The following is a 22,810-nucleotide window of genomic DNA, read 5'->3' on the forward strand; positions in this document are numbered from 1 at the left end:
CACGCTCCGCTCAGCCCTTCCACGTCCAGTTGCGGATCTCTTCCTTGTCGATGCCCTCGGCATGCGCATAAGCAAGATGCTCGATGATCTGCCCACGCAACCACTCTTTCGCGTGATCGCCGACACCGCGCAGCGCCGGCACACGATCGATCACGTCGATCGCCAGCGAGAAACGGTCGACCTGATTGATGATCGCCAGTTCGAGCGGCGTATTGATGTTGCCTTTCTCGTGGTAGCCGTGCACGTGCAGATTGCCGTGATTGGTGCGGTTGTACGTGAGCTTATGCACCAACGACGCATACGAATGGAAGTTGAAAATCACCGGCGTGCTGGTAGTGAACAACGAATCGAAATCGCGATCGGACAGACCGTGCGGATGCGCATGTTCAGGCATCAGGCGGAACAGATCGACCACGTTGACGAAGCGGATCTTCAACTCGGGAAAGCGCTCTTTCAGAATCTGCACGGCGGCAAGCGCTTCCATTGTCGCGATGTCGCCCGCGCACGCCATCACCACGTCCGGCTCGACGCCTTGATCCGTCGACGCCCAATCCCAGATGCCGATGCCCTTGGTGCAATGCGTGACGGCCGAATCCATCTCGAGATACTGCAGATGCGGCTGCTTGTCGGCGACGATCACGTTGACGTAGTCGCGCGAACGCAAACAATGATCGGCGACGCTCAGCAAACAGTTCGCATCGGGCGGCAGATAAATACGCACCACGTCCGGGCTCTTGTTGGTCACGACATCGAGAAACCCCGGGTCCTGATGCGTGAAGCCATTGTGATCCTGGCGCCATACCAGCGACGTGATCAGCAGGTTGATCGACGGCACCGGCTGCCGCCAGCCGAGATCGCGCTTCGCTTTCTCCAGCCACTTGGCGTGCTGGTTGAACATCGAATCGATCACGTGGACGAACGCTTCATAGGTAGCGAAAAGCCCATGACGTCCTGTCAGCACGTAACCTTCGAACCAGCCTTCGAGCGTGTGCTCGCTCAGCATCTCCATCACGCGGCCGTCCACCGAGAGTTCACCGCCGTCTGCGTCGCTTGCCATGGTTTCGGCGAGCCAGGTTTTCTCGGAGGCCTCGTAGATGGCCGTCAGCTTGTTGCTCGCGGTTTCGTCGGGGCCGAACACGCGGAAGTTCGTCATGTTGTTACGCATGACGTCGCGCAGAAACGTGCCGAGCACCTCAGTGGGCGACGTGTACGAGCCGCCAGGCTTTTTCACCGCTACCGCGTAGTCGCAAAACGCCGGCAGGTCGAGCGTTTTGCACAGCAGGCCGCCATTCGCATGCGGATTGGCGCTGATGCGGCGCGTGCCTTCAGGCGCGAGTTCGCGCAGTTCCTCGACCAGACGCCCTGCTTCGTCGAATAACGATTCCGGTTCATAACTGCGCAGCCAGCTCTCGACGAGCTTCAGGCTCTTGCTATTCGTGACCGGATCGAGCACCGGCACCTGGTGCGCGCGCCACGAGCCTTCCACCTGATGGCCGTCGACTTCCTTCGGCCCGGTCCAGCCCTTCGGCGAGCGCAGCACGATCATCGGCCAGCGCGGCCGCGTTGCATCATTGGCTTCACGAGCATGTTGCTGGATCGCGCGGATTTCACCGATGCATTGTTCGAGCGTCGCGGCCATCTGCTGATGCATGGTGTCCGGATCGTCGCCTTCGACGAAATACGGCTTATGGCCATAGCCGGTCAGCAACGATTCGAGTTCCTCACGGGGAATCCGCGCGAGGATCGTCGGATTGGCGATCTTGTAGCCGTTCAGATGCAGAACCGGCAGCACCGCGCCATCACGAATCGGGTTGAGGAATTTGTTCGAGTGCCATGAGGTGGCCAGCGGTCCGGTTTCCGCCTCGCCGTCGCCGATCATCACCGTGACGATCAGGTCGGGGTTGTCGAACGCGGCGCCGTAGCCGTGCGACAGGCTATAGCCGAGTTCGCCGCCTTCGTGAATCGAACCCGGCGTTTCGGGCGTGCAATGCGAGCCGATGCCGCCGGGAAACGAGAACTGGCGGAAGAAGCGCTGCATGCCGGCTTCGTCCTCGCTGCGGTCAGGATAGATTTCCGAGTAGTGGCCCTCGAGGTAGCAATGAGCCAGCGTGGCAGGCGCGCCATGGCCCGGTCCGGCGACATAGATCACGTTCAGATCGAGCTTTTTGATCAGCCGGTTCAGATGCACCAGCAGGAAGCTTTGCCCAGGGTCCGAGCCCCAATGGCCCAGCAGGCGATTCTTGATGTGTTCGGGTTTGAGCGGTTCACGCAATAGCGGGTTGTCGCGCAGGTAGATCATGCCGGCCGAGAGGTAGTTGCAGGCACGCCAGTAGCGGTCCATCTTGCGCAACGTTTCGGGCTCCAATGTTTTCGGCGGGGACGGACGGGAGGTTGCTTCGGCCATGGTGCCACTCCTTGAAAAGGACTGTCAGGCTGGTTAGCGGGTGCTGCAGCGATTGTTCGCGACGCGATCAGTGAAGAAAAACCGGCAATGGCGGCCGTCCTGTCATGCGCATGACATAACGCAAGCGTAGGGAAAAGGTCCGTTGTGCAAGGTTCCTGGGGTCGGGCCGGCGATCGTCAGGGGTGTGACAGGACATGCGCGTCATGGTTCGGCGCGATCGTCCAAAGCTTGATCCTGCGACGCGTGTGCGTCGCTTTCGTGTAGGCGCGGGAAGCGCCGATAGGGAAATGGCCGATCCGATTGCCGGCCCGAACGTTGGCTAACGCCCGTTCGATTGTTTGTTCGTTCGTTTGCGGGTGTTCAGTTGAAGGCCTTACACCGGCTCTTTCTCTTTCCGTTGTGGTGGCTGGTAGCGCCATTTGCTGGCATTGGGATCGTTGCGGGTGTCGTCGCGTTCGCGTTGCTCGGCGCGCGCTTCGTCGGCGCGGCCGAGTTCGGCGCGCCGGTCGCGCACGGCGCCAGGCGAATCGGACTGACGCAACGGCGACGGCGAACGTCGCGGAGCAGGTATTGGTGACATGGTGCCTCCCTTTTCGAGGATGTGTGACGAATCAACGTTTCTTGCCAGTCCAACGGTGGTCCGGGCGGTGCAGGAGACGAAGCTGACGCAGGTACATCGAAGCGCCGAACATCAGCGCCATGCCTGCTACGATGCCCCAGATTGCGGATGTCATGATTTTTCCTTGGCCCGCCGGCCGCACTGCGTTTGATCGCCTGCGACGTGAAAGTGGGCATCCGATTGAGCGCGCGGCCGATTTTGAGCAAATCTGCTTACGACGCGCGCCAAGCAAGGATCATGCGCTCAATTGGCCGCCGTGTCTGTACGGTGTTGGACTGTCCGGCTGACGGGCGCCGTTGGCGCGGCAGAAGCCGCCGGTCTTGCGCCAGACTTTAAGTGGGCATTAAGTGAATGCGATTAAGCTCTTCATGCTAAATGCGCGACGGCGGGCCGCATCTGGCGCATCCTCTGCTGCTCGCCCTCTATCTGAACGGCCACCATGTCGACACCCAGCCGCCTCAAAGGGCCCCTGATTCTCCTTCTCTCGCTTGTGCTGTTGTGCGCCGGTGTCGCCGTGCTGGTGGGCGTGTTCGGCTTGCTGGTCAAATTGCTGGGCCTTGGCTAGCAAGCCACCCGGTGGGCGGTGAAAGGCAGAAAATCTAGGCGCCCCCTACCGTCCCGCCGCTCAGAAGCATATCGACGTCGATATCAGCCAGCTCCCCAATCCTCTCGATAGTCACATCCGCGGGCGGATTGCTGGAAATCTCCTTGGGATCGAATGCGTAGTGCCCTTGGCGAGGGAAAACCGTAGTCAGCGTCTCTCCCCAGGCCTTCTTCATGGCGGTCAGAATCCGCAATTTGTCGTCCACCATCACATAGTGCCGGGCTGGATAGCACTCCATCACCTGATCGAGCATCTGTTCCTTATGGATGTAGATCAAAACCCGTCCCCCCACCTCTTCCCATAGGCCCGAACGGGAAATCTTGCGCGGCTGGAACACCACATCGCCGTCGGACAAAATCACCGCAGGCCCCCACTGCGACACATGTTTGATCGCATCCAATGCCCCCGGATACAGCCGGTTCGCAAACGGATAATCGATCAGAAACGCCGACATCAACAACAGGCGTGTGTCCCGAGGGTTCTCCAGCCGATACCGCTGCAACGCGCCGAGGTAATCGGCGTAGCCAAGCTCCGCCCGCAGACCTTCGAAAATTTCCCAGTACCGCGCACAGTTCTGCTCGCCGAACTCCCGTTTCATCTGCGCGCGTAAATCCGCCAGCACATGATCGTTGTCCAGCAACGTGTTATCGCAATCGAATAGAAAGACGACGTCGTGAGGCGTGGTATTAGAGGCTTGCATTGCGGCTCCCCGGAATTAGCTCTTGTGTCCATCGGCCGGCGTGGCCGCTTTCTCGACGTGACCGCCGAAGTCGTGCCGCATGGCCGACAACACCCGGTTCGCAAAATCCGCGTCGCCCCGCGAACTGAAACGCGCGAATAGCGCCGCGCTCAGCACCGGCGTCGGCACGCCTTCGTCGATCGCTGCCGCCACCGTCCAGCGCCCTTCGCCCGAATCCGATACGCGCCCTGCGTAGCTCTGCAGATCGGCGTCGCTGACAAGCGATCCTGCTATCAGGTCCAGCAGCCACGAACCGATCACGCTGCCGCGCCGCCATACCTCGGTGACCTCGGCGAGATTCAGTTCGTATTGGTAAAGCTCGGGACGGCGCAGCGGCGATGTTTCGGCATCGGCTTCGCGCGCGTGTTTGCCGGCATCGGCGTGACGCAGAATGTTCAGGCCTTCGGCATACGCGGCCATCATGCCGTATTCGATGCCGTTGTGGACCATCTTCACGAAGTGCCCCGCCCCCTGCGGGCCACAATGCAGGAAGCCCTGATCGGCCGTGCTGCCGGCTGCGCGCCCCGGCGTGGCAGGCGCTGCGCCCGCACCCGGCGCAAGCGTCGAGAAAATCGGTTCGAGCCGTTTCACGACTTCAGTCTCGCCGCCGATCATCAGACAGTAGCCGCGCTCACGTCCCGCGACGCCGCCGCTCGTGCCGACGTCCACATAGTGAAGCCCGCGCTGTGCGAGTTCGGCGCTACGGCGTATGTCGTCGTGGTAATAGGAGTTGCCGCCGTCGATCACAATGTCGCCGGGCTCCAGCAAGGGCACGAGGTTCTCGAGCGTTTTGTCGACCACCGCTGCGGGCACCATCAGCCACACTGCGCGCGGTTTTTGCAGTTGCGCGACCAGGTCTTCCAGCGATGCGGCACCCGCGACGCCGTCCTGTTTCAGTTTTTCCACCGCCGCCGGTTGGACGTCGTAAGCGATGCATTGCTGACCGCCCTTCGTCAGGCGCCGCACCATGTCCGCGCCCATGCGTCCCAATCCAATCATGCCTAGCTGCATATCTCGCTCCGGAAAGTGTCTCGTTGCGCTGCTCGATCTGGCTCGGTGTGCTGCGGCCATGCCGCCCGCTCCGCAGGCGGCAAGTGGCTCTCCTAACTGTAGTTGCGTTTTGTGTGATCCGACGGACACACGGTAGCAGCCTCGCACCGTCCATGCAGTGAATCGGGCATCCCCGTCTGCATCGAACGACGATACGCTTCTTTGCTGAGGTTTTGCGCAGTCAGAAGTTCCGGACGTGCTTCGGTATGCGCTGCAGTCAGGACGTAGGCTTCGATTTAGCTAACTGCCTTCTTACACTTCTGGCACGGGATAAAGCGCGACGCTTTCGCGGGCGCCGCCACATGTGGGCATGGATCGGATCGGTTTGAGCGCGCCAAGGGCGTGGCAAGTACGAACTGCAAGCCCTATTGCCGGCGCGCCTGGACCTTCTCGTATTGTGTGAGCGCAAAACGCCGCACCGCGCGCCACATGAGCGGATAACGATAACCCGGCACGGCAAACAGCACCAGCGCACAAAGCGCCAGCAATCCGCAGAACAGGAACGTGCCGCGATAGCTGAATGCCTCGACCAGCAAACCCGACAACACGCCGGATAGAATCGAGCCGACCCGCGCTGCGTTGAAGAATAACGCCGTCGCGCGCCCCGGCGCGTGCGGCATCAGATCCTGCACGTAGACCATGCCGAGGCACGAAGTCACCGCGACGACGAACGCGTTGAGTATCTGCATCGGGATCAGCACATGGACAGTCCCCGCCATCGACATCGCGACGAAATACAGCGCGTGAACCGCTGCGCAGGCGGCCAGCCAGTTCGGCTTGTGCAGCGTCGACGACTTCGCGCCGAGCGCGAGCATCATCGGAATTTCCGTCAAGGCGCCAAGGCCGAGCATCACCGACACGTCGAGATGCGTGCCGTTCAGGCCGTGCACGATGTAGAGCGGCAGCACGATCATGGTGGCGTTCGCGGCGAGACCCAGCAAGGTGAGCGCGGCCACGGCACGGCGGATGTCGTTCTGCGAGGCGACGCCCGGCAAGTCCTCGTGCGCATCTTCGCCGGGTGCGGTCAGCGGCGGCACGGTGATCGAGGCCGACGGCTCCGAGGCCGTGTCTTCGACCGTGTGATCGCCCAGATGGCCTTGCGGCTCCCGCATGCGCCAGACGATGGTCGCGCAGGTCGCGAAACTTGCCGCCGCGAACAGGAAGAGCCCATAGAAGCCGGCGCCGGCGAGCACCAGTGCGCCCACCGACGGCCCGAACACCCACGCCGCCGAGAGGATGGTCCGCAAGGTGGCGCTGGCGAATGCGCGCTCCGCGGGGTCCGGCACCGGCAGTGCCGCGCGGCTGAACGAGAACACCATCGAGATGGCCGAGCCGCCCGCGCCGATGAAGACAATGCCGACCGCCAGCAGCAGCCGGTAGTCACGCACTACGCATAGACAGAGATAACCGAGAGCGGCGGCCACCAGTGCCGCCAGCAGCAACGGCCGATGCCGTCCGCTCGCGTCGCTCCAGCGGCCGGCGAAGGTGCTGGCGAGCACCCCGCTGGCAGCGATCAGCGTCATGAAGATGCCGAGCCTGAGCGGCGTCATGCCGGCGCGCTCTACGCCGAACAGCGACAGATACGGAGCGGTGAACGACATCGCCACACCGAGCATGAGGGTGGCGGCGGCCAGCGGCTTGAAGCCAGGGATGTGCAGCAGGTCGAAAAAACGGGAGGTTTTCAACACGGGTGGCGGTGGGTCAGGGAAAGCGAGTCTGCGACGCGCGATGCGCGGCGCAGACTTCGTGGCCGGAACGAACGGGGCATTATCGGCCTGGCTTGCCGACGCGTAAACCTGCGCCCTCGCATCCCAATTCAGGGGATCTGCTCAGGGGGACGTGCGTGAGTGGCTTGAGCCTCAGCACTATCCGCTCCCGCCGGACGCACGACGACGTATCCGCGCTGCTCGAGCGTCCAACGGTGCCACTGGTTGCCATAAACGCCGCACGCAACGCCGAACAGCACCGACAGTACCAGCCCGATCGTGCCGATCGTTTCACCCCACAAGCCCGAGAAAAACAGCAACGTGTTGACCGCCAGCATGATGAACGTGGCAAACCACATTCTCTTCGACATGGCCCAGACGAAGCCCAATAGCAACGCGCCCCAACTGAAACCGGTGGCGACCGCGACCGTTTCATCCTTGCCGGGGTGCCGAAGGTAGATCTTTTCTGCCATGTCCTTTCCTGAACGCGATGGTGCCTCGAGGGCGAATCATGACGTTTAACATGTCACGCTGACAAGAATATGCGTTTGTGTGAATACAGGCACTGGCCGAGGAACAACACGTTAGCGTTGAGGACTTTTTCCAGAACCCTCCAGGTCAGGATGCTTTGGCGCTGGCGGTAACGCAATGCGCGAGGTAGCAGGTTTTGTGCTTCGGCTGGCATTGTGGGTTTGCCTGCGCACAGGCAACTGCCACCCGCGCTGACGATCCTGACCATAGCTGCTACTCTTACAAAAATCGACGGGCAGCGAGACTCCGCGACAGTGGAAAGCCCTGCCGGCACAGGTAAAAAAGCACCGGAGCACTCATGGCAACCCGAACAGCCTATTCCCCCAAAGCGCCCGCACGAGCCGAAGTCGACGCCTTCCCGGGCGTCACGGTCATAGAATTCGGCACGGACTGGTGCGGCTACTGCCAGGGCGCACAGGCATCGATCGCAAAAGCTTTCGAACCGCATGCCGGCATCAGGCATCTGAAAATCGAAGACGGTCCCGGCCGCCCGCTGGGCCGGTCCTTCAAGGTGAAACTGTGGCCCACGCTGATCTTCATGCGCGACGGCGCCGAAGTCGCACGCATTGTGCGCCCGGCTAACGCCACCGAGATAGCCGAGGCGTTCACTTCGCTCTGACTAGACTTCATCCGCTAACCGGATTACTGGGAGCACACTTCATGGACACCCGTAGCGAGCTGCAAGCCACCGTCGATGCGATGGCCCAACCCGGCAAAGGTCTTCTCGCCGCCGACGAAAGCGGCCCGACCATCGCCAAACGCTTCAAGACGATCGGCCTCGAATCCAGTGAGGAAAACCGCCGCGCCTATCGCAATCTGCTGCTGACCACGCCGGGGCTCGGCGAATTCGTGAGCGGCGTGATCCTTTACGAAGAAACACTCGGGCAGAAAGCGGACGACGGTACGCCTTTTCCGCAACTCTCCGCGAGGAACGGCATCGTGCCCGGCATCAAGGTGGACCTCGGCAAGATTCCGCTCGCACTCGCCCCGGGTGACGAAATCACCGAAGGCCTCGACGGCCTGGCCAGGCGTTTCGTCGATTACAAGCGACAAGGCGCGCGCTTTGCGAAATGGCGCGCGGTCTACAACATCACGGCTAGCTTGCCGAGCCGCCTCGCCATCGAAGCGAATGCCGACTCCCTTGCGCGCTACGCGGCGATCTCGCAGGAAGCGGGCATCGTGCCGATCGTCGAACCGGAGGTACTGATGGACGGCGATCACACCATCGGACGCAGCGCGGAAGTGACCGAGGCCGTGTTGCACGAAGTCTTTAACGCACTGCACCGGCATCGCGTGGTGCTCGAACACATTCTGCTGAAGCCGAGCATGGTGCTGGCGGGCTCTGAGCACGCTCAGCAATCGTCGACCTCGGACATCGCGGCGCACACGGTGCGGATACTGAAGCGCACGGTGCCGTCGGCGGTGCCAGGGATCGTGTTTCTATCCGGCGGGCAAACGCCGGAAGAGGCAACGGCCAATCTCGATGCAATGAATCGCCTCGGGCCGCTGCCGTGGAATCTGAGTTTCTCGTATGGCCGCGCGTTGCAGGAACCGCCGCTGCAAGCATGGAAAGGACAAGCGAGCAACGTCAAGGAAGCCCAGCAGGCACTGCTCAAGCGCGCCCGCCTGAACAGCGCGGCGGCGCTCGGCAAGTACGACGCTTCGCAGGAAAAGAGCTAGTCCCACGGCGAGCCGTCCACGCGTGCCGCGCTTGCCAAGGCGGCCTTACGGTTCGCAAACAACCAGCGCGTGCAGCTCGTCGATATTGAAGGGTTTGGCGAGTATCGCTACGCCGAGCCGGCGCGCCCGTTCGAGCTCGTCGGCGTAGCCGGTCATCAGCGCGATCTTCTGCGCCGGCCACGCGCTGCGTACTTTTTCCGCAAGGTCGATGCCGTTTAGCTTGCCCGGCATCTGAATGTCGGACAGCACGAGTTCGAACTTCGCGCCACCGCTCAGCGCGTCGAGCGCCAGGTCGGCGGTCGGCTCATGCCGCACTTCGCAGCCGAAGGTTTCCAGCACGGCGGCTACGCCCGCCGCCACATCTTCGTTGTCTTCGACCAGCAACACGACGCCCATTGGAGCCGGTGCCGGCTGTTGCGCCGTTTCTACATCGGGCACTATCGCCTTCTGCCGATCGCGATAGCGCGGCAAATACAGTCTGACCGTTGTGCCACTGCCCGGCACGCTGTCGATTTTGGCTGTGCCGCCGGCCTGTTCACACATGGCGAGGACCTGGGCGAGGCCTAGGCCGGAGCCCAAGCCGCGCAGCTTGGTGGTGAACAGCGGATCGAACGCGTGACGGGCGATGCCTTCGGGCATCCCTTCGCCGTCGTCGGAACAGGCAATCAGCACGTATTCGCCGTCGGGCAGCAAGGTGTCGCTACCCACCAGACGGTTGTTCTGGCAACGGATCACGAAGCGGCCACCGCGCGGCATCGCATCGCGCGCGTTGACCGCCAGATTCATGATCGCGAATTCGAGGTCGGTCGGGTCGGCCAGCACCTGCCAGACATGGTCGACCATGTTCAAGGCCATTTCGATGTTGTCGCCGAGCGCCGCGTCGATGAGTGGCGCGGCGCTCGGTAACCATGTGGCGAGGTTGACCGGTTCCTGCTTGAGCGGCTGTTTTTTCGCCACGCTCAGGAGCCGCCGTGTCAACGATTCCGCCGTGGCGGTGGCGCGCTCGACGGCCTGCACCTCTTTTTCCAGGTTGTTATAGCGCTTCAAGCGCGCGAGTTCGGTGTTGGCCGATACGACCATCAGCAGATTGTTGAAATCGTGCGCGACATTGGCGACGAGATTGCTGAGCGCACCCATGCGCTGCAATTGCCGGCTCGACGCCTCGGCAGAAAGACGCATCGCCACTTCGCCTTGCCAGCGCTCCCACGCGCGGCGCTCGCCGGCAAGCTGGCGCAATGAGAAAAACACCAGCAGCCAGATCGCCACGCAAGGCACGGCCGTGATCGCCGCGATCGCCATGAAATGCTCGCGCCACGCGGCGCCGATCGAGCCCGCTTCATACGCGCTCATCACATAGAGCGGGTAGTCGCCGACGCGGCGAAACGCCAGCAGCCGTTCAACGCCATCGACCGTTGACGTCAGACGGATATGGCCGAATAACTGTTTGTCGCGCAATGCCGCGATGAACGCGCTTTGCTGGGTAGGCTTGGCGCCGCTCGGCCACGCCGGATAACGCACCAGCAAGCTGCCGTCCTGACGGTACAGACCTAGCGAGAGCGACGTATCGCCATTCGTCAGTTCACGGTAGAAGCGCGAAAAGTAGTCGGTGCGCAACGCCACAGACACCACGCCCAGGAATTGCCCATTCTCGCCCGAGCGGCCGGTCGCAGTGTTGAACACATTGGTTTGCGACAGCGGCCCGAATAAGGGCAGTGAGAAATAGGGTTGCGGCCGCATCGCCTTGGCGGCAGTGAAGTCTTCACGTTGACTATTCGACATGACCGGCGCCGGATAAGCGCGACTCGACACCAGCAGTTTTCCATCCGCACCGAGCAGGTAAATCGACGCGACCTGCGGAAAGTCGCCGCCGATTTGCCGTAGACGGTCGTGCAAGCCGGCTTCCTGCGCGCGAATCTGCGCGTCATTGTCGTTGCCGAGCAGGTCGACGATGCGCGAGGCCATCTGCTGGTTGAGGTCCAGCACCTTGACGGCCTGTTCCTCGGTGACGCGCGCGAGCCGGTCGATCATGTCGTTCGAATCGGCAATCCGGCGCTGGTAATCGAAATACCCGTAACCCGCGAGGCAGGCCAAAGGAAACACAATCGAAACCGCGAGCACGATCAGAAGCACGCGCCGCGTCACCGCGAAATTACGCGACGGCATGGGGAAATCGACTGCAACACGTTCGGCACGTTGCACGGTCACGATCTCCATGAAAGATGAGTACGGGTCGGGGTGGTCGTGCACGACGCGTCCCGCGTTGTCCGTGCGCTTTTTCCGCTCCCCGGAATTTACCGCACTTCCGCCGTTCTCCATAGCGTGGCTCGTGACGGAAACGACGCACGTGTGGCGGCCGTTAGTCGGGCACACGCATTGCGCACGTAGGGCGTCCACTGATAGGCCGTTCACCGCGTGTTGCAGCGCGGTGAAGAACACTCAGGTGAGTTGGTTCCGGGTAGGTCCCATTTAGTCAGACGTAACGGGTCACGTTCCCGCCGGGCGTTCGTTTTCGTCAGTGGTAAGTTGTTCTTCCAGGCGATCAAACACGCGTTGCGTCGCGCGGCTCGGCGCGTCAAGTGCGAACAGCAGCAATGAACGGCCGGTCACCTGATACGCGTCGCCGGCGCTGAATTGCGGCAACTCTGCGCGCACCGGCATATTCGTATCCAGCAGACAGGTCCACTGATCGCCTTCGGGAATGTCGGGCAGCGTGAAATTGACCACGTCGTGATGCGCGTTCAGCACCAGCAGCAAGGTCGCATCGGACGCGGGACGTCGAATGCCGCTCGCCTGAGCGCGTCCGTCGATCACGAGGCCGAAGCAGCGCATTGACGGATCGTCCCACTGTTCCTGCGAAAGATCGGTGCCGTCAGGAGAAAGCCAACGCGCGTCGGTCACGTCGAGCGCCTCGTTATATTCGCCGGTGAGAAAGCGCCCGCGACGCAGTACCGGCAGACGATGGCGCAGCGTGGTCAGATTCTTGACGAACTCGGTCAGTGCACGGCCGTCGTCGTCGATGCCTTCCCAATCGACCCAACTGATCTCATTGTCCTGGCAATACGCGTTGTTATTGCCCTTCTGCGTGCGGCCGAATTCGTCGCCCGCGAGGATCATCGGCGTACCTTGCGAGAGCAGCAACGTGGCCAGCAGATTGCGTTTCTGGCGCTCGCGTTGCTGCCGGATCTCCGCATCGTCCGTCGGCCCTTCGATGCCCATGTTCCATGACTTGTTGTCGGAGTGGCCGTCCTTGTTGTCTTCGCCGTTGGCCACGTTGTGCTTGTCGTTGTACGAGACCAGATCGTTGAGCGTGAAGCCGTCGTGCGCGGCGACGAAGTTTACGCTGGCCCACGGACGGCGCCCACGATGGTTGAACTTGTCGCCCGAACCGGTCAGGCGTTTGGCAAGATCGGGGACCTCGCCTTCGTCGCCCTTCCAGTAGCCGCGCACCGTATCGCGAAAGCGATCGTTCCATTCGGCCCAGCCGGGTGGGAAGCCGCCCACCTGATAGCCGCCGGGGCCGCAGTCCCACGGCTCAGCAACCAGTCGCACGGCGGAGAGAACCGGGTCCTGCCGGCAACTGTCGAGGAAGCCGCCGCCTTCGTCGAACCCGTGCGTTTCACGGCCGAGAATCGTGGCGAGGTCGAAACGGAAACCGTCGATCTTCATCTCCGTCACCCAGTAGCGCAAGCTGTCGGTGACCATCTGCAGCACGCGTGGATGGGACAGATTGAGCGTGTTGCCGGTACCGGTATCGTTGATGTAATAGCGCGGCTCGTCCGGCATCAATCGATAGTAAGACGCGTTGTCGATGCCTTTGAAGGAGATCGTCGGACCACGCTCGTTGCCTTCCGCGGTGTGGTTGTAGACCACGTCGAGAATGACTTCGAGGTTGGCATTATGAAAACGGTCCACCATCTCCTTGAATTCGCCGACCGAGTCGATCGACGAAGCGAAGAAGCGCGGGTCGGCCGCGAAGAATCCGATCGTGTTGTAGCCCCAGTAATTGGTGAGGCCTTTGTCGAGCAGATGGCTGTCGTTGACGAAGGTCTGAATCGGCATCAATTCGACCGACGTGACACCGAGGCTCCTGATGTAATCGAGCACCACCTGCTGGCCGAGTCCCGCAAAGGTGCCACGCAAATTCTCCGGTACTTCGGGATGACGTTTGGTAAATCCGCGCACGTGCGTTTCATAGAAGATCACGCGCTCCCAGGGCAGCGCATTGCGTTCCGGATGACTCCACGAAAAGTTGGCGTCGACCACCTTGCACTTCGGCACGAAGGGCGCGCTGTCGCGCTCGTCGAATGACAGGTCGCCCTCTTCCGAATCAAGCGTATAGCCGAAAATTTCCGGCGCCCATTTGAGCTCGCCGATATGCGCTTTGGCGTAGGGGTCGAGCAGGAGTTTGTTCGGATTGAAGCGATGTCCTTTTTCCGGTTCATAGGGTCCGTGGACCCGATAGCCGTACACCGCACCTGGTTTCAGATTCGGCACGAACACGTGCCAGACCTCGTCGGTGTACTCCGGAAGCTCGATGCGTTCGATTTCTGTCTCGCCGGTTTCATCGAACAGACAGAGTTCGACTCCGGTTGCATGCGCTGAGAACAGCGCGAAGTTCACGCCGCTTCCGTTCCACGTCGCACCAAGCGGGAAAGGTGTGCCTTCCGCGATGCGCGTCGAATAGCTGGCCTGGGATGACATAGGGATTCCTGTGGAAGCTGAAGGCGCTTGCGCACGTGTTTTAAGCGCGCAAGCTTGCTGCTCCAGCAAATTATGGACCTGAGTGTTGCGCACGCAGCACAAGGCGTCCTTCAGGCAACTACGGAAAAACGCACGGACGTCGCAGTGCAAGCACTGCATACGATGCATTCGCCGTGCATGAATGGAGACAGGAATGACGCGGGCTAAAGAGTGTCCGCTGAACCGGCTGACCGGTGAGAACTTCGCAGAGGAATTAACGCATCGGGCATAAATACGCCGTCTTTACTGTGGTCCCACAGTATGCAACGCGGCGGCAGACTCGAGCACGCGCAAGAGGCGCTCCGGTGTCAGGGGTTTGGCACAATGCGCATCGAAACCAGCGGCCTTGGCGCGCACCTTGTCTTCGCGCGAAGCAAAAGCCGTACAGGCCACCAGCAGCATGTCCGAAGTCAACGGATTGGCCCGCAGGCGGCGAGCCAGCTCAAGACCATCGAGGCCGGGCATCTTGATGTCGAGCAGAACGGCGAACGGCTGCCATTCACAGGCCATGCCGCACACGGCGAGCGGATCGCACAGCGCGCGGCACTCGAAGCCGTCGGCGCTCAGCAGCATCTGCAAAGCTTCGGCCGCCTCGCGGTAATCGTCGACCACGAGCACGCGACGGTTTGATGCCATCGCATACTGAATAGTCCGCCAAACCACGACGTCATCGCTCTCGTCCATTCTGTCGTCGAACGTCACCCTGGTCTCCCGGCTTCTTTCTGGTGCCACGTTTGGGCATCGAGGAACATGCGTGCAAGATTCGCTCCCACCGCGCGGCAAGCGCTTATCGCTCGCCAGGCATACGCTTCGGTTTTCGCCACGCCACGCTCGATCCGCCGCTGCACACGCGCTACCTCATCACCATACCGTACTGGGCCGACTACCGCTTCCTGATTTATGCTGTCTTGACGCCTCCGGACACATCGTGCGCAAGCACGCAATATTGCGTTGAAATACGGATGAAACGCACTTCCGCCGTGCATGCCGCCCTTGCTGCGTGCATTGCGCATGGCTTTATATTCACCTTTGCATCATCGGCCCGTTGTATACGAGCGAATATAGTCACTGCGAGTTGGGGAAAACACGCAAACTTCAGTTGAAGGAAAACGCGAAATTTCGTCGGAAAACGGCGTCGCATTGAGGATTCCTGCTTGCGGGTTATCCCGCACAGCCGGGCTGAGACCGCCGTCGCGAACCGGGCATGCCAACGATACGAATGACTTTTCCATGTCGGCGCGCAGCCCAGGCCTCGCGGCGAGACTGCGGTAACATTCCGCATCGATGCCGGGCCTGGCGTATTCCCTACCCATCCCGGCAGGCCACAGGACTCGACGATGAGCGTCACGAAGCGCAACAACGTAAAGATTTTCGGTAGCGGCAAGCGGACCATGATGTTGGCGCATGGTGTCGGCGACCAGCGCATGCAACGCCACCTCGCGCCGCTGAGCCTGTAAGACGATGCAAAGCACGCACCGCCCCTTGCCGTCCGCCGATACCTTGTTCGAGCACGCCGCCTGCGGCCTGCTCGTGACCACCCCAGACGGCTGGATCCTGCGTGTGAACGCAACCTTCTGCAGTTGGCTCGGCTATAGCGCGCCGGAGCTTGCCGAGGTAAAGCACATTCAGGATCTGCTGACAGTCGACAGCAAGGTGTTCCATCGGACGCACTGGTCGCCGCTGCTGCAAATGCAGGGTTCGGTGGCCGAGGTCAAACTGAACATGCTGCATCGGGACGGCCACATGGTGCCGATGCTGCTCAACGCGGTGCGCCGCGATCACGGCGCAAGCAGCTACCTCGAAGTGGCGGTGCTGATCGTCGCGGATCGTCACAAGTACGAGCAGGACTTGCTGCTTGCGCGCCGCAACGCAGAAGCGTCTGTCGCCGCGCATCAACTCGCTCAGAAAGAATTGCAGGAAAGCCGCGACGTGCTGAGCCTCGCCATGCGCGGGGCGCGCATGGGTGCGTGGTCGCAAGAGTCGAAGTCAGGCAAATTCTGGTGGAGCCGCGAACTGGAAGCGCTCGCGGGCTACGCCGAGGGACGGTTTGCCAAATTGCCCGGTGGCTTTTTCGAACTGATTCATCCCGGCGACCTGATTGCGCTCAACGAGGCAGTCGATCATGCGGTGAAAAGCGGTGACGACTACGTCGCCGAATTCCGCTTCCTGCATGCAAGCGGCGACTGGTGCTGGATGGAAGGCCGTGGCCGCGCCACCTACGACCGCCAGGGCGAGCCGCTGACAATCTACGGCCTCGGCATCGACATCACCGAACGTAAGGATGCGCAGACCGTGCTGCTGCGCCAGGCAGCGATTTTCGAACACCTGAGCGACGCGATCGTTATCACCGACCTGCGCGGCAACATCACCGATTTCAACGCCGGAGGCGAGCGCGTGCTGGGTTATCGCCGGCGCGAAGTTCTCGGCAAGCCGATCGCCATGTTCTATCCGCCGGAAGACGCGTTACGCATCCACCGGGAAGTGCTCGCCGCCCTCGCCGCGGACGGCACGTGGCGCCGCGAACTGACTTTCGTGCGGCGCGACGGCACACGCGGGGTCTGCGAAACGGTGGTCAAACCGCTGGCAAACGCGCGCGGCGACATCTATGGCGCGGTCAGCGTGAGCCGCGACATCACCGGGCGCAGGCGTGCCGAACAGCAATTGCAGCGCCTGAATCTGGAACTCTCAAAAGCCGATCGCCGCAAGGACGAATTTCTCGCCACGCTCGCGCATGAGCTGCGCAATCCGCTCGCGCCGATGCGCAACGTGCTCGAAATCCTGCGTCTGAAGGAATTCGCCGACCCGCAATTGAGCTGGTCTCGCGACGTGTTCGACCGGCAATTGCAGCACATGACACATCTGGTCGACGACCTGCTTGAAGTGTCGCGCATCACCCAGGGCAAGCTCGAATTGCGCAAGCAGCGGCTCGAACTCGCGCGTGCGATGCAATCCGCCATGGAAGCGGCGCGGCCTACCGTGCAAGCGTCGGCGCATCATCTGAGCGTGACGTTGCCGCGCGAGCCGCTCTATCTCGACGCCGATCCCACACGCCTGTCGCAGATGATTCTGAACCTGCTGAACAACGCGGCCAAGTACACGCCGCCCGGCGGCAGCATCTCGCTCGCCGCGGAGCGCGAAGGCGATGAAGCGGTGATCGTCGTGCGCGATTCCGGCATCGGCATTCCGCGCGAGCATCTGGACAGCGTGTTCGAAATGTTCTCGCAACTCGCCCCGGCGCTGGAGCGCTCGCAAGGCGGTCTCGGTATCGGCCTCGCGTTGGTGCGCGGTCTCGCCGAACTGCACGGCGGCACGGTCGCCGCATTCAGCAGCGGTCCAGGCACCGGCAGCGAGTTCGTGATCCGCCTGCCACTATCGAAAGCGACCCCGGAGCAGTCGGAGAGCGCACCGGCCGAGATGCCGCGTACGGCAGGTTTGCGCGTCGTGATCGTCGACGACAATGCGGACGCCGCCGATAGCCTCGCCATGGTGCTCGAACTCGAAGGCCACGAGGTGCGCACAGCCGGCGACGGCATCGCCGGGCTGGAACTGATCGGCGAATTCGCACCGCAGGCGGTGATTCTCGATATTGGCTTGCCGCGTCTGAACGGCTATGAATTGGCGCGGCGCATTCGCCACGATCATCAGGACGCCGACATTCTGCTGATCGCCGTCACCGGCTGGGGTCAGCAGCAGGACAAGCAGACCGCTGAAGAAGCAGGCTTCGACCATCATTTCACCAAGCCTGTCGATCCGCGGGAATTACAACGCGTATTGAGCCGCTAACGCACAGAAACTTCAGCCTATGCTCGATGATCAGGTAATCAGTGCCCTCGCCGCGCACGACATCGTTCCCGATGCAACTCAGCGCGATGCCATCGCGGCGCTCGTCACGTTGCTGGGCGCAAACGGGACAAACGGGCGACGCACAAAGTCCGGTTCCACGCCGGCACATCAGGGCGTCTATTGCCACGGCTTGCCCGGTCGCGGCAAAAGCCTGGTGGTCGATACGGTATTTGAGCTGGCAAGCTGCCGGAAGCGGCGCCTGCATTTCCACGAATTTCTGCGCGAGATGAACCGGCGCCTGGTGAATGAGCCGCGCGGCGACGACCGGCTGGGGTCGGTCTCGCGACAATGGCTCGACGGCGTGGAGCTGCTGTGCTTCGACGAATTTCACGTGCACGATATCGCCGACGCGTTCCTGATGGGCCGGTTTCTCGATACCGCGATCGGCCTGGGCACGCGCATCGTGCTGACCTCGAACTACGCACCGGACGCCCTGCTGTCCGACCCGGAGTTTCACGAGCGTTTCCTGCCGACGATCGAACAGATCAAACGTTGCTTCACGATGATTCACTTCGACGGCGCACGCGATTATCGTTTCGGCGGCGAAGAAGCCGCGCTGTCGCATTTCTTTGCACCGCTCGACGCGGCAACTGGCGACGCGCTCCTGGAAATTTTCGAGCGCTATGAAGGCAACGAGACGCTGGAGCCTGCCACCGTCAGCGCGGCAGGCCGGCCGCTCGCCGCGCGCGCCGCAGGTGCTGCGTTGCTATGGGTGGACTTCGACAACCTGTGCGTGGCGAGCCGTTCACACCTTGACTATCTGGACCTCGCCGAGCATTGGCACGGTCTGATTCTCGACCAGGTGCACACTGAATGGCTCGCCAAAGCGCATACGCTGCAGCGGCTCATATGGCTTGTCGATATCTTCTACGACCGCAAATGCGCGCTGTTCATCGCGTCCGATCAGCCGATCGAGGCGGCGCTGAGCGGACTCGAAGGCGCGCACGATCTGTCGAGAACGCTGAGCCGTCTCGCCGAAATGCAATCGCGCGGTTATCGCAGCACGCTCGACAACACTGCCGGCAGGATTGAGATCGCTGCAGCGCAGACGGTCGTTCAGCCATGACAGCGGCGTGAACGACCGTCTGCAGACACACCCTACGCCTTGCTGCTCTTACCCTTCACCCGCGCAATCTGCTGTTTCGCCGCGTCATACACATGCTCGGACGTGAAGCCAAACCTCTTCTTCAGATCGGCGAACGGCGCGGACGCGCCGAACGTATGCATCACCACCTGCGCGCCGTGCCGCCCGACATAGCGGTCCCAACCCAGCGTTGCCGCCTGCTCGACAGCGACGCGCGCATCCACATCGGGCGGCAGCACGGAATCCTGATAGGCCTCGTCCTGTTGCTCGAAGATGTCCCACGACGGCATCGACACCACTCGCGCTGCGATCCCTTCACTCTTGAGCTTCTCGTAGGCGTCGGCGCATAGCGACAATTCGCTGCCCGTGGCGAGCAGAATCACTTCAGGCTTCTGCCCGTCAGGCGCATCGGCGAGCACGTAAGCGCCCTTCTGCACGCCTTTGGCCGACGCATAGCGCGTGCGGTCCAGGGTCGGCAACGCCTGACGCGACACGACGATGCACGACGGCCGCCGCGGATGTGACATCGCCACGCGCCACGCTTCGGCGACCTCATTCGCGTCGCCCGGGCGCAGCAGGGTCAGTCCCGGCACGCCACGCAGCGAAGCCAGTTGCTCGATCGGCTGATGGGTCGGACCATCCTCGCCGACGCCGATCGAATCGTGCGTGAACACGTAGATCGCCGGCACTTCCATGATTGCGGAAAGGCGAATCGGCGGCTTCATGTAGTCGCTGAAAATCAGGAAGGTCGAACCGAACGGGCGCATATTCGACAACGCGAGCCCGTTCACCGCCGCGCCCATGCCGTGCTCGCGAATCCCGAAGTGCAGGTTGCACCCGCCATAGTCGTGGGATTCGAAGCTGCCCGCGCCTTCGAACTTCAGATTCGTTTTGGTGGACGGCGCGAGATCGGCCGCACCGCCGATCATCCAGGGCACGCGTGCGGCAATCGCGTTGAGCACCTTGCCTGAGGAGTCGCGCGAGGCGATGCCCTTCGGGTCTGTATCGAACGTGGGGATGTCGCTGTCCCAGCCCTCCGGCAATTCGTGCGCTTCCATCTGTGCGAATTCGCGTGACAGTTCCGGGTATTGCTTGTTGTACGCGTCGTACTTCGCCTGCCATGCCTCGCGCGCCGCCTTGCCGCGTGCGCCGATGCCCTGCGCGAAGCGTTCATGCACGCCGTCCGGCACGTAGAAGAACCTGTCTTCGGGCCAGCCATAGAACTTCTTGGTCAGCGCCACTTCTTCGACACCGAGCGCCTCGCCATGCGCAGCGGAGGTGTCCTGCTTGTGCGGCGCGCCCCAGGCGATGATGCTGTGGACCACGATCAGCGTCGGCCTGTCCGTGATGCTTTTTGCTTCGGCAAATGCCGCTTCCAGCCCCGCGGCGTCGTTGGCATCGTTTACGTGCATCGTGTGCCAGTTGTAGCCGCGGAAACGGCTCTCCACGTCGTCGCTATAAGCGAGGTCGGTGTGGCCCTCAATGGTGATGCGGTTGCTGTCGTAAATCCAGATGAGATTCGACAGCTTCAGATGCCCTGCGAGCGACGCCGCTTCGTGCGAGATGCCTTCCATCATGTCGCCGTCTCCGCATAGCGCGTAGACGCGGTAATCGAACAGCGGCGCATCGGGCTTGTTGAAGTGGCTTTCGTGCCAGCGTGCCGCCATCGCCATGCCGACGCTATTGCCCAGCCCCTGGCCGAGCGGACCGGTGGTCGTCTCCACGCCGCTGGTCATACGAAATTCGGGGTGGCCAGGCGTCCTGCTGTCGAGCTGGCGGAAATGTTCGATGTCATCGAGCGAGACGGCGGGCGCACCGGTCGGCTTGCCGTCGTGGTCCACGGCCTTGACGTTCGCCAGATGCAGCAGCGAGTACAACAGCATCGACGCGTGCCCCACCGAGAGCACGAAGCGGTCGCGATTCGGCCACAGCGGCTCGTCCGGATCATAAACAAGGTGGTTTTGCCACAGATGGTAGGCGACCGGCGCCAAGGCCATCGGCGTGCCGGGGTGACCGGAATTAGCCTTTTGCACAGCGTCCATCGACAGCGTGCGAATCGTGTTGATGCACAACTGATCGAGGGCGGGATCGTTTTGCATGGGGACACTCCTTGTTCGGCGGTTGGAGACATCGCCGGGACGCGTATTGAAACGGCGTGGTCGGCGACCGGTGTTCGTCTGGAAGAACGTGGAAGAACGCTTGAGGACCACAAGGCTCATCGATGATGCGCCGATGCGCGTAAATCTGCACGGCGCGTTACATCCTGTTCCGGGTTGTGCTGATGATTGGAGGCAGTTCTTTCAAACGGCTTGCGGCATTGCCTGGCGCGTTACTTCTCGGGAGCCGCACGGTCGGCGGCCACGATCTCGCGGCCGTAGTCGATCGCCGCGCGGCGTGCCTCCAATGGCAGCAAGCTGCGCACCGGCGACCAGCAATACCTGTTCCACCCGAATCAGGATTGGCTCAACGCGAGAATGGTGGGAGTAAAACAGCGCGCACTGGAAATCCGATCAATTCGGTTCCAGTGCGCTTGGGCAAATCGACATGCGGTTGTTGCCGCAACGGGTTGCTGCGGCCGTCGTACGGACGGCCGCTAAAGCTGCGTTAAAACTGATGCAGCATCCCGACATACGCGCCGGTTTGCGATTCGCCGGCGAGTGGACTCGTGTTATTGGTGGCGTCGCGCGGCGACGCTTCAAGCGAAAAATTCGAGTTGCTGCCGTTGCGCACGTAGCCTACCGTGCCGTACACGAAGGTCCGCTTCGAGAGGTTATAGGTGGTGCCGAGCACGTACATCATCGCGTGGCCGGACGGGTCGTGCGCGGCATCGCTGCTGCCGTCGCCGACCTTGATGTAATAGCCGCCCGCCGTCACCGCCCAGCGGGACTGGATGTTGTACGTCGCGCCGAGCCAGTAGTGATCGGCAGTGTCGGCCACGCCCGCCGGTGAATCCGGCGCTGAGTAATGCGTATACGCGCCCTGGATCTTCCACGCATCGAAATGCACATTCGCACCGGCGAAATATTCGCGCGAGGCCTGGAAGATATTGCTGAAGCGGCCGTTGCTGTCACGCAGTTCGTCGTAGATGCCGCGCACGTCGAAGAGTGGCGAGTGATACGTCAGCATGATGCCGTCGGAGCGGCCGAACTCGCCTGATGCACCGCTGTTGAATGCGCCCGCCTGATTGCCGAAAGCGTATTGCGCCTGCACGTCGAAGCCCCAGAACACCGGGCTGTGATACTCGACGTTGTTGCTCGTCTGCTGCCAGTTGCGTCCGCGCACGAGCGATGCCGACGAAAACGCCTCCTGCACGAACGGGTCGAATTCCCACACGCCGTCGCTATCGATAAACAGATTGCGCCCGGCCTGCAGCGTGCCCCACTGATCGCTCTTCAGGCCGACAAAGGCACGCCGTGACCACAACCGTCCGCCACCAGTGGTGCCGTTCATGATTTGCAGACCGGTTTCGAGGTTGAAGATCGCATTCAGCCCGCCGCCCAGATCTTCATTGCCTTTGAGGCCCAGCATACTGGTGCCCCAATCGCCGCCTTCAGCACTCCAACGGGTCGAACTGCCGCCCGCGCCATTATTGATGTGATTCAGGTATTCCACGCCGCCGTCGAGACGGCCATATAACGACACGCTGGTTTGACCATAGGCCAGCGGACTGATCACCGCCAGGGCGGCCACTAATTTTGTATGTAGTCTCATCATTGTTTTGCCGTGAGTTTCTTTGTCGAGAATAGAATGTTGTAAAACTACACGTTTCGCGCCGAACTATAGGTGATCGGTGCTTGCTGGCCTATCCGT

Annotated in this window: 17 protein-coding genes; 5 read left to right on the plus strand and 12 right to left on the minus strand. The window is 61.9% G+C overall.

Annotation, left to right across the window (positions count from 1 at the left end):
* Positions 1–10: 10 nt before the first annotated feature.
* From M0D64_RS16425 to M0D64_RS16435, 3 genes are all read right to left on the minus strand, one after another.
* Positions 11–2,404 carry a phosphoketolase gene (locus tag M0D64_RS16425; protein ID WP_266258506.1) on the minus strand — a complete coding sequence of 798 codons (2,394 nt, stop codon included), beginning with the start codon at positions 2,402–2,404 and terminating at the stop codon, positions 11–13.
* Between the two features lie 373 nt (positions 2,405–2,777).
* Positions 2,778–2,984: a hypothetical protein gene (locus tag M0D64_RS16430; RefSeq protein ID WP_101563197.1), complete on the minus strand. Its 207-nt coding sequence runs from the start codon at positions 2,982–2,984 to the stop codon at positions 2,778–2,780.
* Positions 2,985–3,015: 31 nt separating this feature from the next.
* Positions 3,016–3,138 carry a hypothetical protein gene (locus M0D64_RS16435; protein ID WP_266239280.1) on the minus strand — a complete coding sequence of 41 codons (123 nt, stop codon included), beginning with the start codon at positions 3,136–3,138 and terminating at the stop codon, positions 3,016–3,018.
* 324 nt (positions 3,139–3,462) lie between these two features.
* On the opposite strand from M0D64_RS16435, the gene M0D64_RS16440 reads away from it, so the two are divergent.
* The gene (locus tag M0D64_RS16440) at positions 3,463–3,588 is read left to right on the plus strand and encodes a hypothetical protein (RefSeq protein WP_257021129.1); all 126 of its coding nucleotides are present in this window, start codon (positions 3,463–3,465) and stop codon (positions 3,586–3,588) included.
* 34 nt (positions 3,589–3,622) lie between these two features.
* On the opposite strand, the gene M0D64_RS16445 is transcribed toward M0D64_RS16440, so the two are convergent.
* The 4 genes from M0D64_RS16445 to M0D64_RS16460 all read right to left on the minus strand — a co-directional run bounded on the left by M0D64_RS16445 (position 3,623) and on the right by M0D64_RS16460 (position 7,595).
* Positions 3,623–4,327, minus strand: coding sequence for an HAD family hydrolase (locus M0D64_RS16445; RefSeq protein WP_171927091.1), 705 nt, complete (start codon positions 4,325–4,327; stop codon positions 3,623–3,625).
* A gap of 15 nt (positions 4,328–4,342) precedes the next feature.
* Positions 4,343–5,377, minus strand: coding sequence for a phosphogluconate dehydrogenase (NAD(+)-dependent, decarboxylating) (gene gnd, locus M0D64_RS16450; RefSeq protein WP_323135770.1), 1,035 nt, complete (start codon positions 5,375–5,377; stop codon positions 4,343–4,345).
* Positions 5,378–5,781: 404 nt separating this feature from the next.
* Entirely contained in the window at positions 5,782–7,104 is a 1,323-nt protein-coding gene (locus M0D64_RS16455; protein WP_266258508.1) for a sugar efflux transporter, read from the minus strand.
* Positions 7,105–7,232: 128 nt separating this feature from the next.
* Positions 7,233–7,595 (minus strand): DUF2628 domain-containing protein, encoded by a 363-nt coding sequence (locus M0D64_RS16460; protein WP_154560445.1) that lies wholly within the window; start codon positions 7,593–7,595, stop codon positions 7,233–7,235.
* 356 nt (positions 7,596–7,951) lie between these two features.
* Between M0D64_RS16460 and M0D64_RS16465 the strand changes: the two genes are divergently transcribed.
* Both M0D64_RS16465 and M0D64_RS16470 read left to right on the plus strand, forming a co-directional pair.
* The gene (locus M0D64_RS16465; protein ID WP_266258509.1) at positions 7,952–8,272 is read left to right on the plus strand and encodes a thioredoxin family protein; all 321 of its coding nucleotides are present in this window, start codon (positions 7,952–7,954) and stop codon (positions 8,270–8,272) included.
* Between the two features lie 41 nt (positions 8,273–8,313).
* Complete coding sequence (locus tag M0D64_RS16470; RefSeq protein ID WP_154560446.1) at positions 8,314–9,333, plus strand: class I fructose-bisphosphate aldolase; 1,020 nt, start codon at positions 8,314–8,316, stop codon at positions 9,331–9,333.
* Positions 9,334–9,378: 45 nt separating this feature from the next.
* On the opposite strand, the gene M0D64_RS16475 is transcribed toward M0D64_RS16470, so the two are convergent.
* The 3 genes from M0D64_RS16475 to M0D64_RS16485 all read right to left on the minus strand — a co-directional run bounded on the left by M0D64_RS16475 (position 9,379) and on the right by M0D64_RS16485 (position 14,775).
* Entirely contained in the window at positions 9,379–11,532 is a 2,154-nt protein-coding gene (locus tag M0D64_RS16475; protein ID WP_266258616.1) for a hybrid sensor histidine kinase/response regulator, read from the minus strand.
* 285 nt (positions 11,533–11,817) lie between these two features.
* Complete coding sequence (gene glgX / locus M0D64_RS16480; RefSeq protein ID WP_266258510.1) at positions 11,818–14,034, minus strand: glycogen debranching protein GlgX; 2,217 nt, start codon at positions 14,032–14,034, stop codon at positions 11,818–11,820.
* A 282-nt stretch (positions 14,035–14,316) separates the two neighbouring features.
* Positions 14,317–14,775: a response regulator gene (locus M0D64_RS16485; RefSeq protein WP_171927094.1), complete on the minus strand. Its 459-nt coding sequence runs from the start codon at positions 14,773–14,775 to the stop codon at positions 14,317–14,319.
* A gap of 759 nt (positions 14,776–15,534) precedes the next feature.
* Here M0D64_RS16485 and M0D64_RS16490 point away from each other — a divergent pair.
* Complete coding sequence (locus tag M0D64_RS16490) at positions 15,535–17,856, plus strand: PAS domain S-box protein (RefSeq protein WP_266258511.1); 2,322 nt, start codon at positions 15,535–15,537, stop codon at positions 17,854–17,856.
* Between the two features lie 19 nt (positions 17,857–17,875).
* The gene (gene zapE / locus M0D64_RS16495; protein ID WP_266258512.1) at positions 17,876–18,982 is read left to right on the plus strand and encodes a cell division protein ZapE; all 1,107 of its coding nucleotides are present in this window, start codon (positions 17,876–17,878) and stop codon (positions 18,980–18,982) included.
* Positions 18,983–19,014: 32 nt separating this feature from the next.
* Here zapE and tkt read toward each other — a convergent pair whose 3' ends face one another.
* On the minus strand, positions 19,015–21,099 hold the full coding sequence (gene tkt / locus M0D64_RS16500) for a transketolase (RefSeq protein ID WP_266258513.1): 2,085 nt from the start codon (positions 21,097–21,099) through the stop codon (positions 19,015–19,017).
* 505 nt (positions 21,100–21,604) lie between these two features.
* Positions 21,605–22,711, minus strand: a complete 1,107-nt coding sequence (locus tag M0D64_RS16505) for a porin (RefSeq protein WP_266258617.1) — start codon at positions 22,709–22,711, stop codon at positions 21,605–21,607.
* Between the last annotated feature and the right edge of the window lie 99 nt (positions 22,712–22,810).

The organism is Paraburkholderia sp. WS6, assembly GCF_030464835.1.
In the GTDB taxonomy this organism is placed as follows: Bacteria; Pseudomonadota; Gammaproteobacteria; order Burkholderiales; family Burkholderiaceae; genus Paraburkholderia; species Paraburkholderia madseniana.

Excerpts from the sequence above, each read along its gene's own strand:
- M0D64_RS16425 (WP_266258506.1), bottom strand. The coding sequence starts at position 2,404 with ATGGCCGAAGCAACCTCCCGTCCGTCCCCGCCGAAAACATTGGAGCCC.
- M0D64_RS16430 (WP_101563197.1), bottom strand. The coding sequence starts at position 2,984 with ATGTCACCAATACCTGCTCCGCGACGTTCGCCGTCGCCGTTGCGTCAG.
- M0D64_RS16435 (WP_266239280.1), bottom strand. The coding sequence starts at position 3,138 with ATGACATCCGCAATCTGGGGCATCGTAGCAGGCATGGCGCTGATGTTC.
- M0D64_RS16440 (WP_257021129.1), top strand. The coding sequence starts at position 3,463 with ATGTCGACACCCAGCCGCCTCAAAGGGCCCCTGATTCTCCTTCTCTCG.
- M0D64_RS16445 (WP_171927091.1), bottom strand. The coding sequence starts at position 4,327 with ATGCAAGCCTCTAATACCACGCCTCACGACGTCGTCTTTCTATTCGAT.
- gnd (WP_323135770.1), bottom strand. The coding sequence starts at position 5,377 with ATGCAGCTAGGCATGATTGGATTGGGACGCATGGGCGCGGACATGGTG.
- M0D64_RS16460 (WP_154560445.1), bottom strand. The coding sequence starts at position 7,595 with ATGGCAGAAAAGATCTACCTTCGGCACCCCGGCAAGGATGAAACGGTC.
- M0D64_RS16465 (WP_266258509.1), top strand. The coding sequence starts at position 7,952 with ATGGCAACCCGAACAGCCTATTCCCCCAAAGCGCCCGCACGAGCCGAA.
- M0D64_RS16470 (WP_154560446.1), top strand. The coding sequence starts at position 8,314 with ATGGACACCCGTAGCGAGCTGCAAGCCACCGTCGATGCGATGGCCCAA.
- glgX (WP_266258510.1), bottom strand. The coding sequence starts at position 14,034 with ATGTCATCCCAGGCCAGCTATTCGACGCGCATCGCGGAAGGCACACCT.
- M0D64_RS16490 (WP_266258511.1), top strand. The coding sequence starts at position 15,535 with ATGCAAAGCACGCACCGCCCCTTGCCGTCCGCCGATACCTTGTTCGAG.
- zapE (WP_266258512.1), top strand. The coding sequence starts at position 17,876 with ATGCTCGATGATCAGGTAATCAGTGCCCTCGCCGCGCACGACATCGTT.
- tkt (WP_266258513.1), bottom strand. The coding sequence starts at position 21,099 with ATGCAAAACGATCCCGCCCTCGATCAGTTGTGCATCAACACGATTCGC.
- M0D64_RS16505 (WP_266258617.1), bottom strand. The coding sequence starts at position 22,711 with ATGAGACTACATACAAAATTAGTGGCCGCCCTGGCGGTGATCAGTCCG.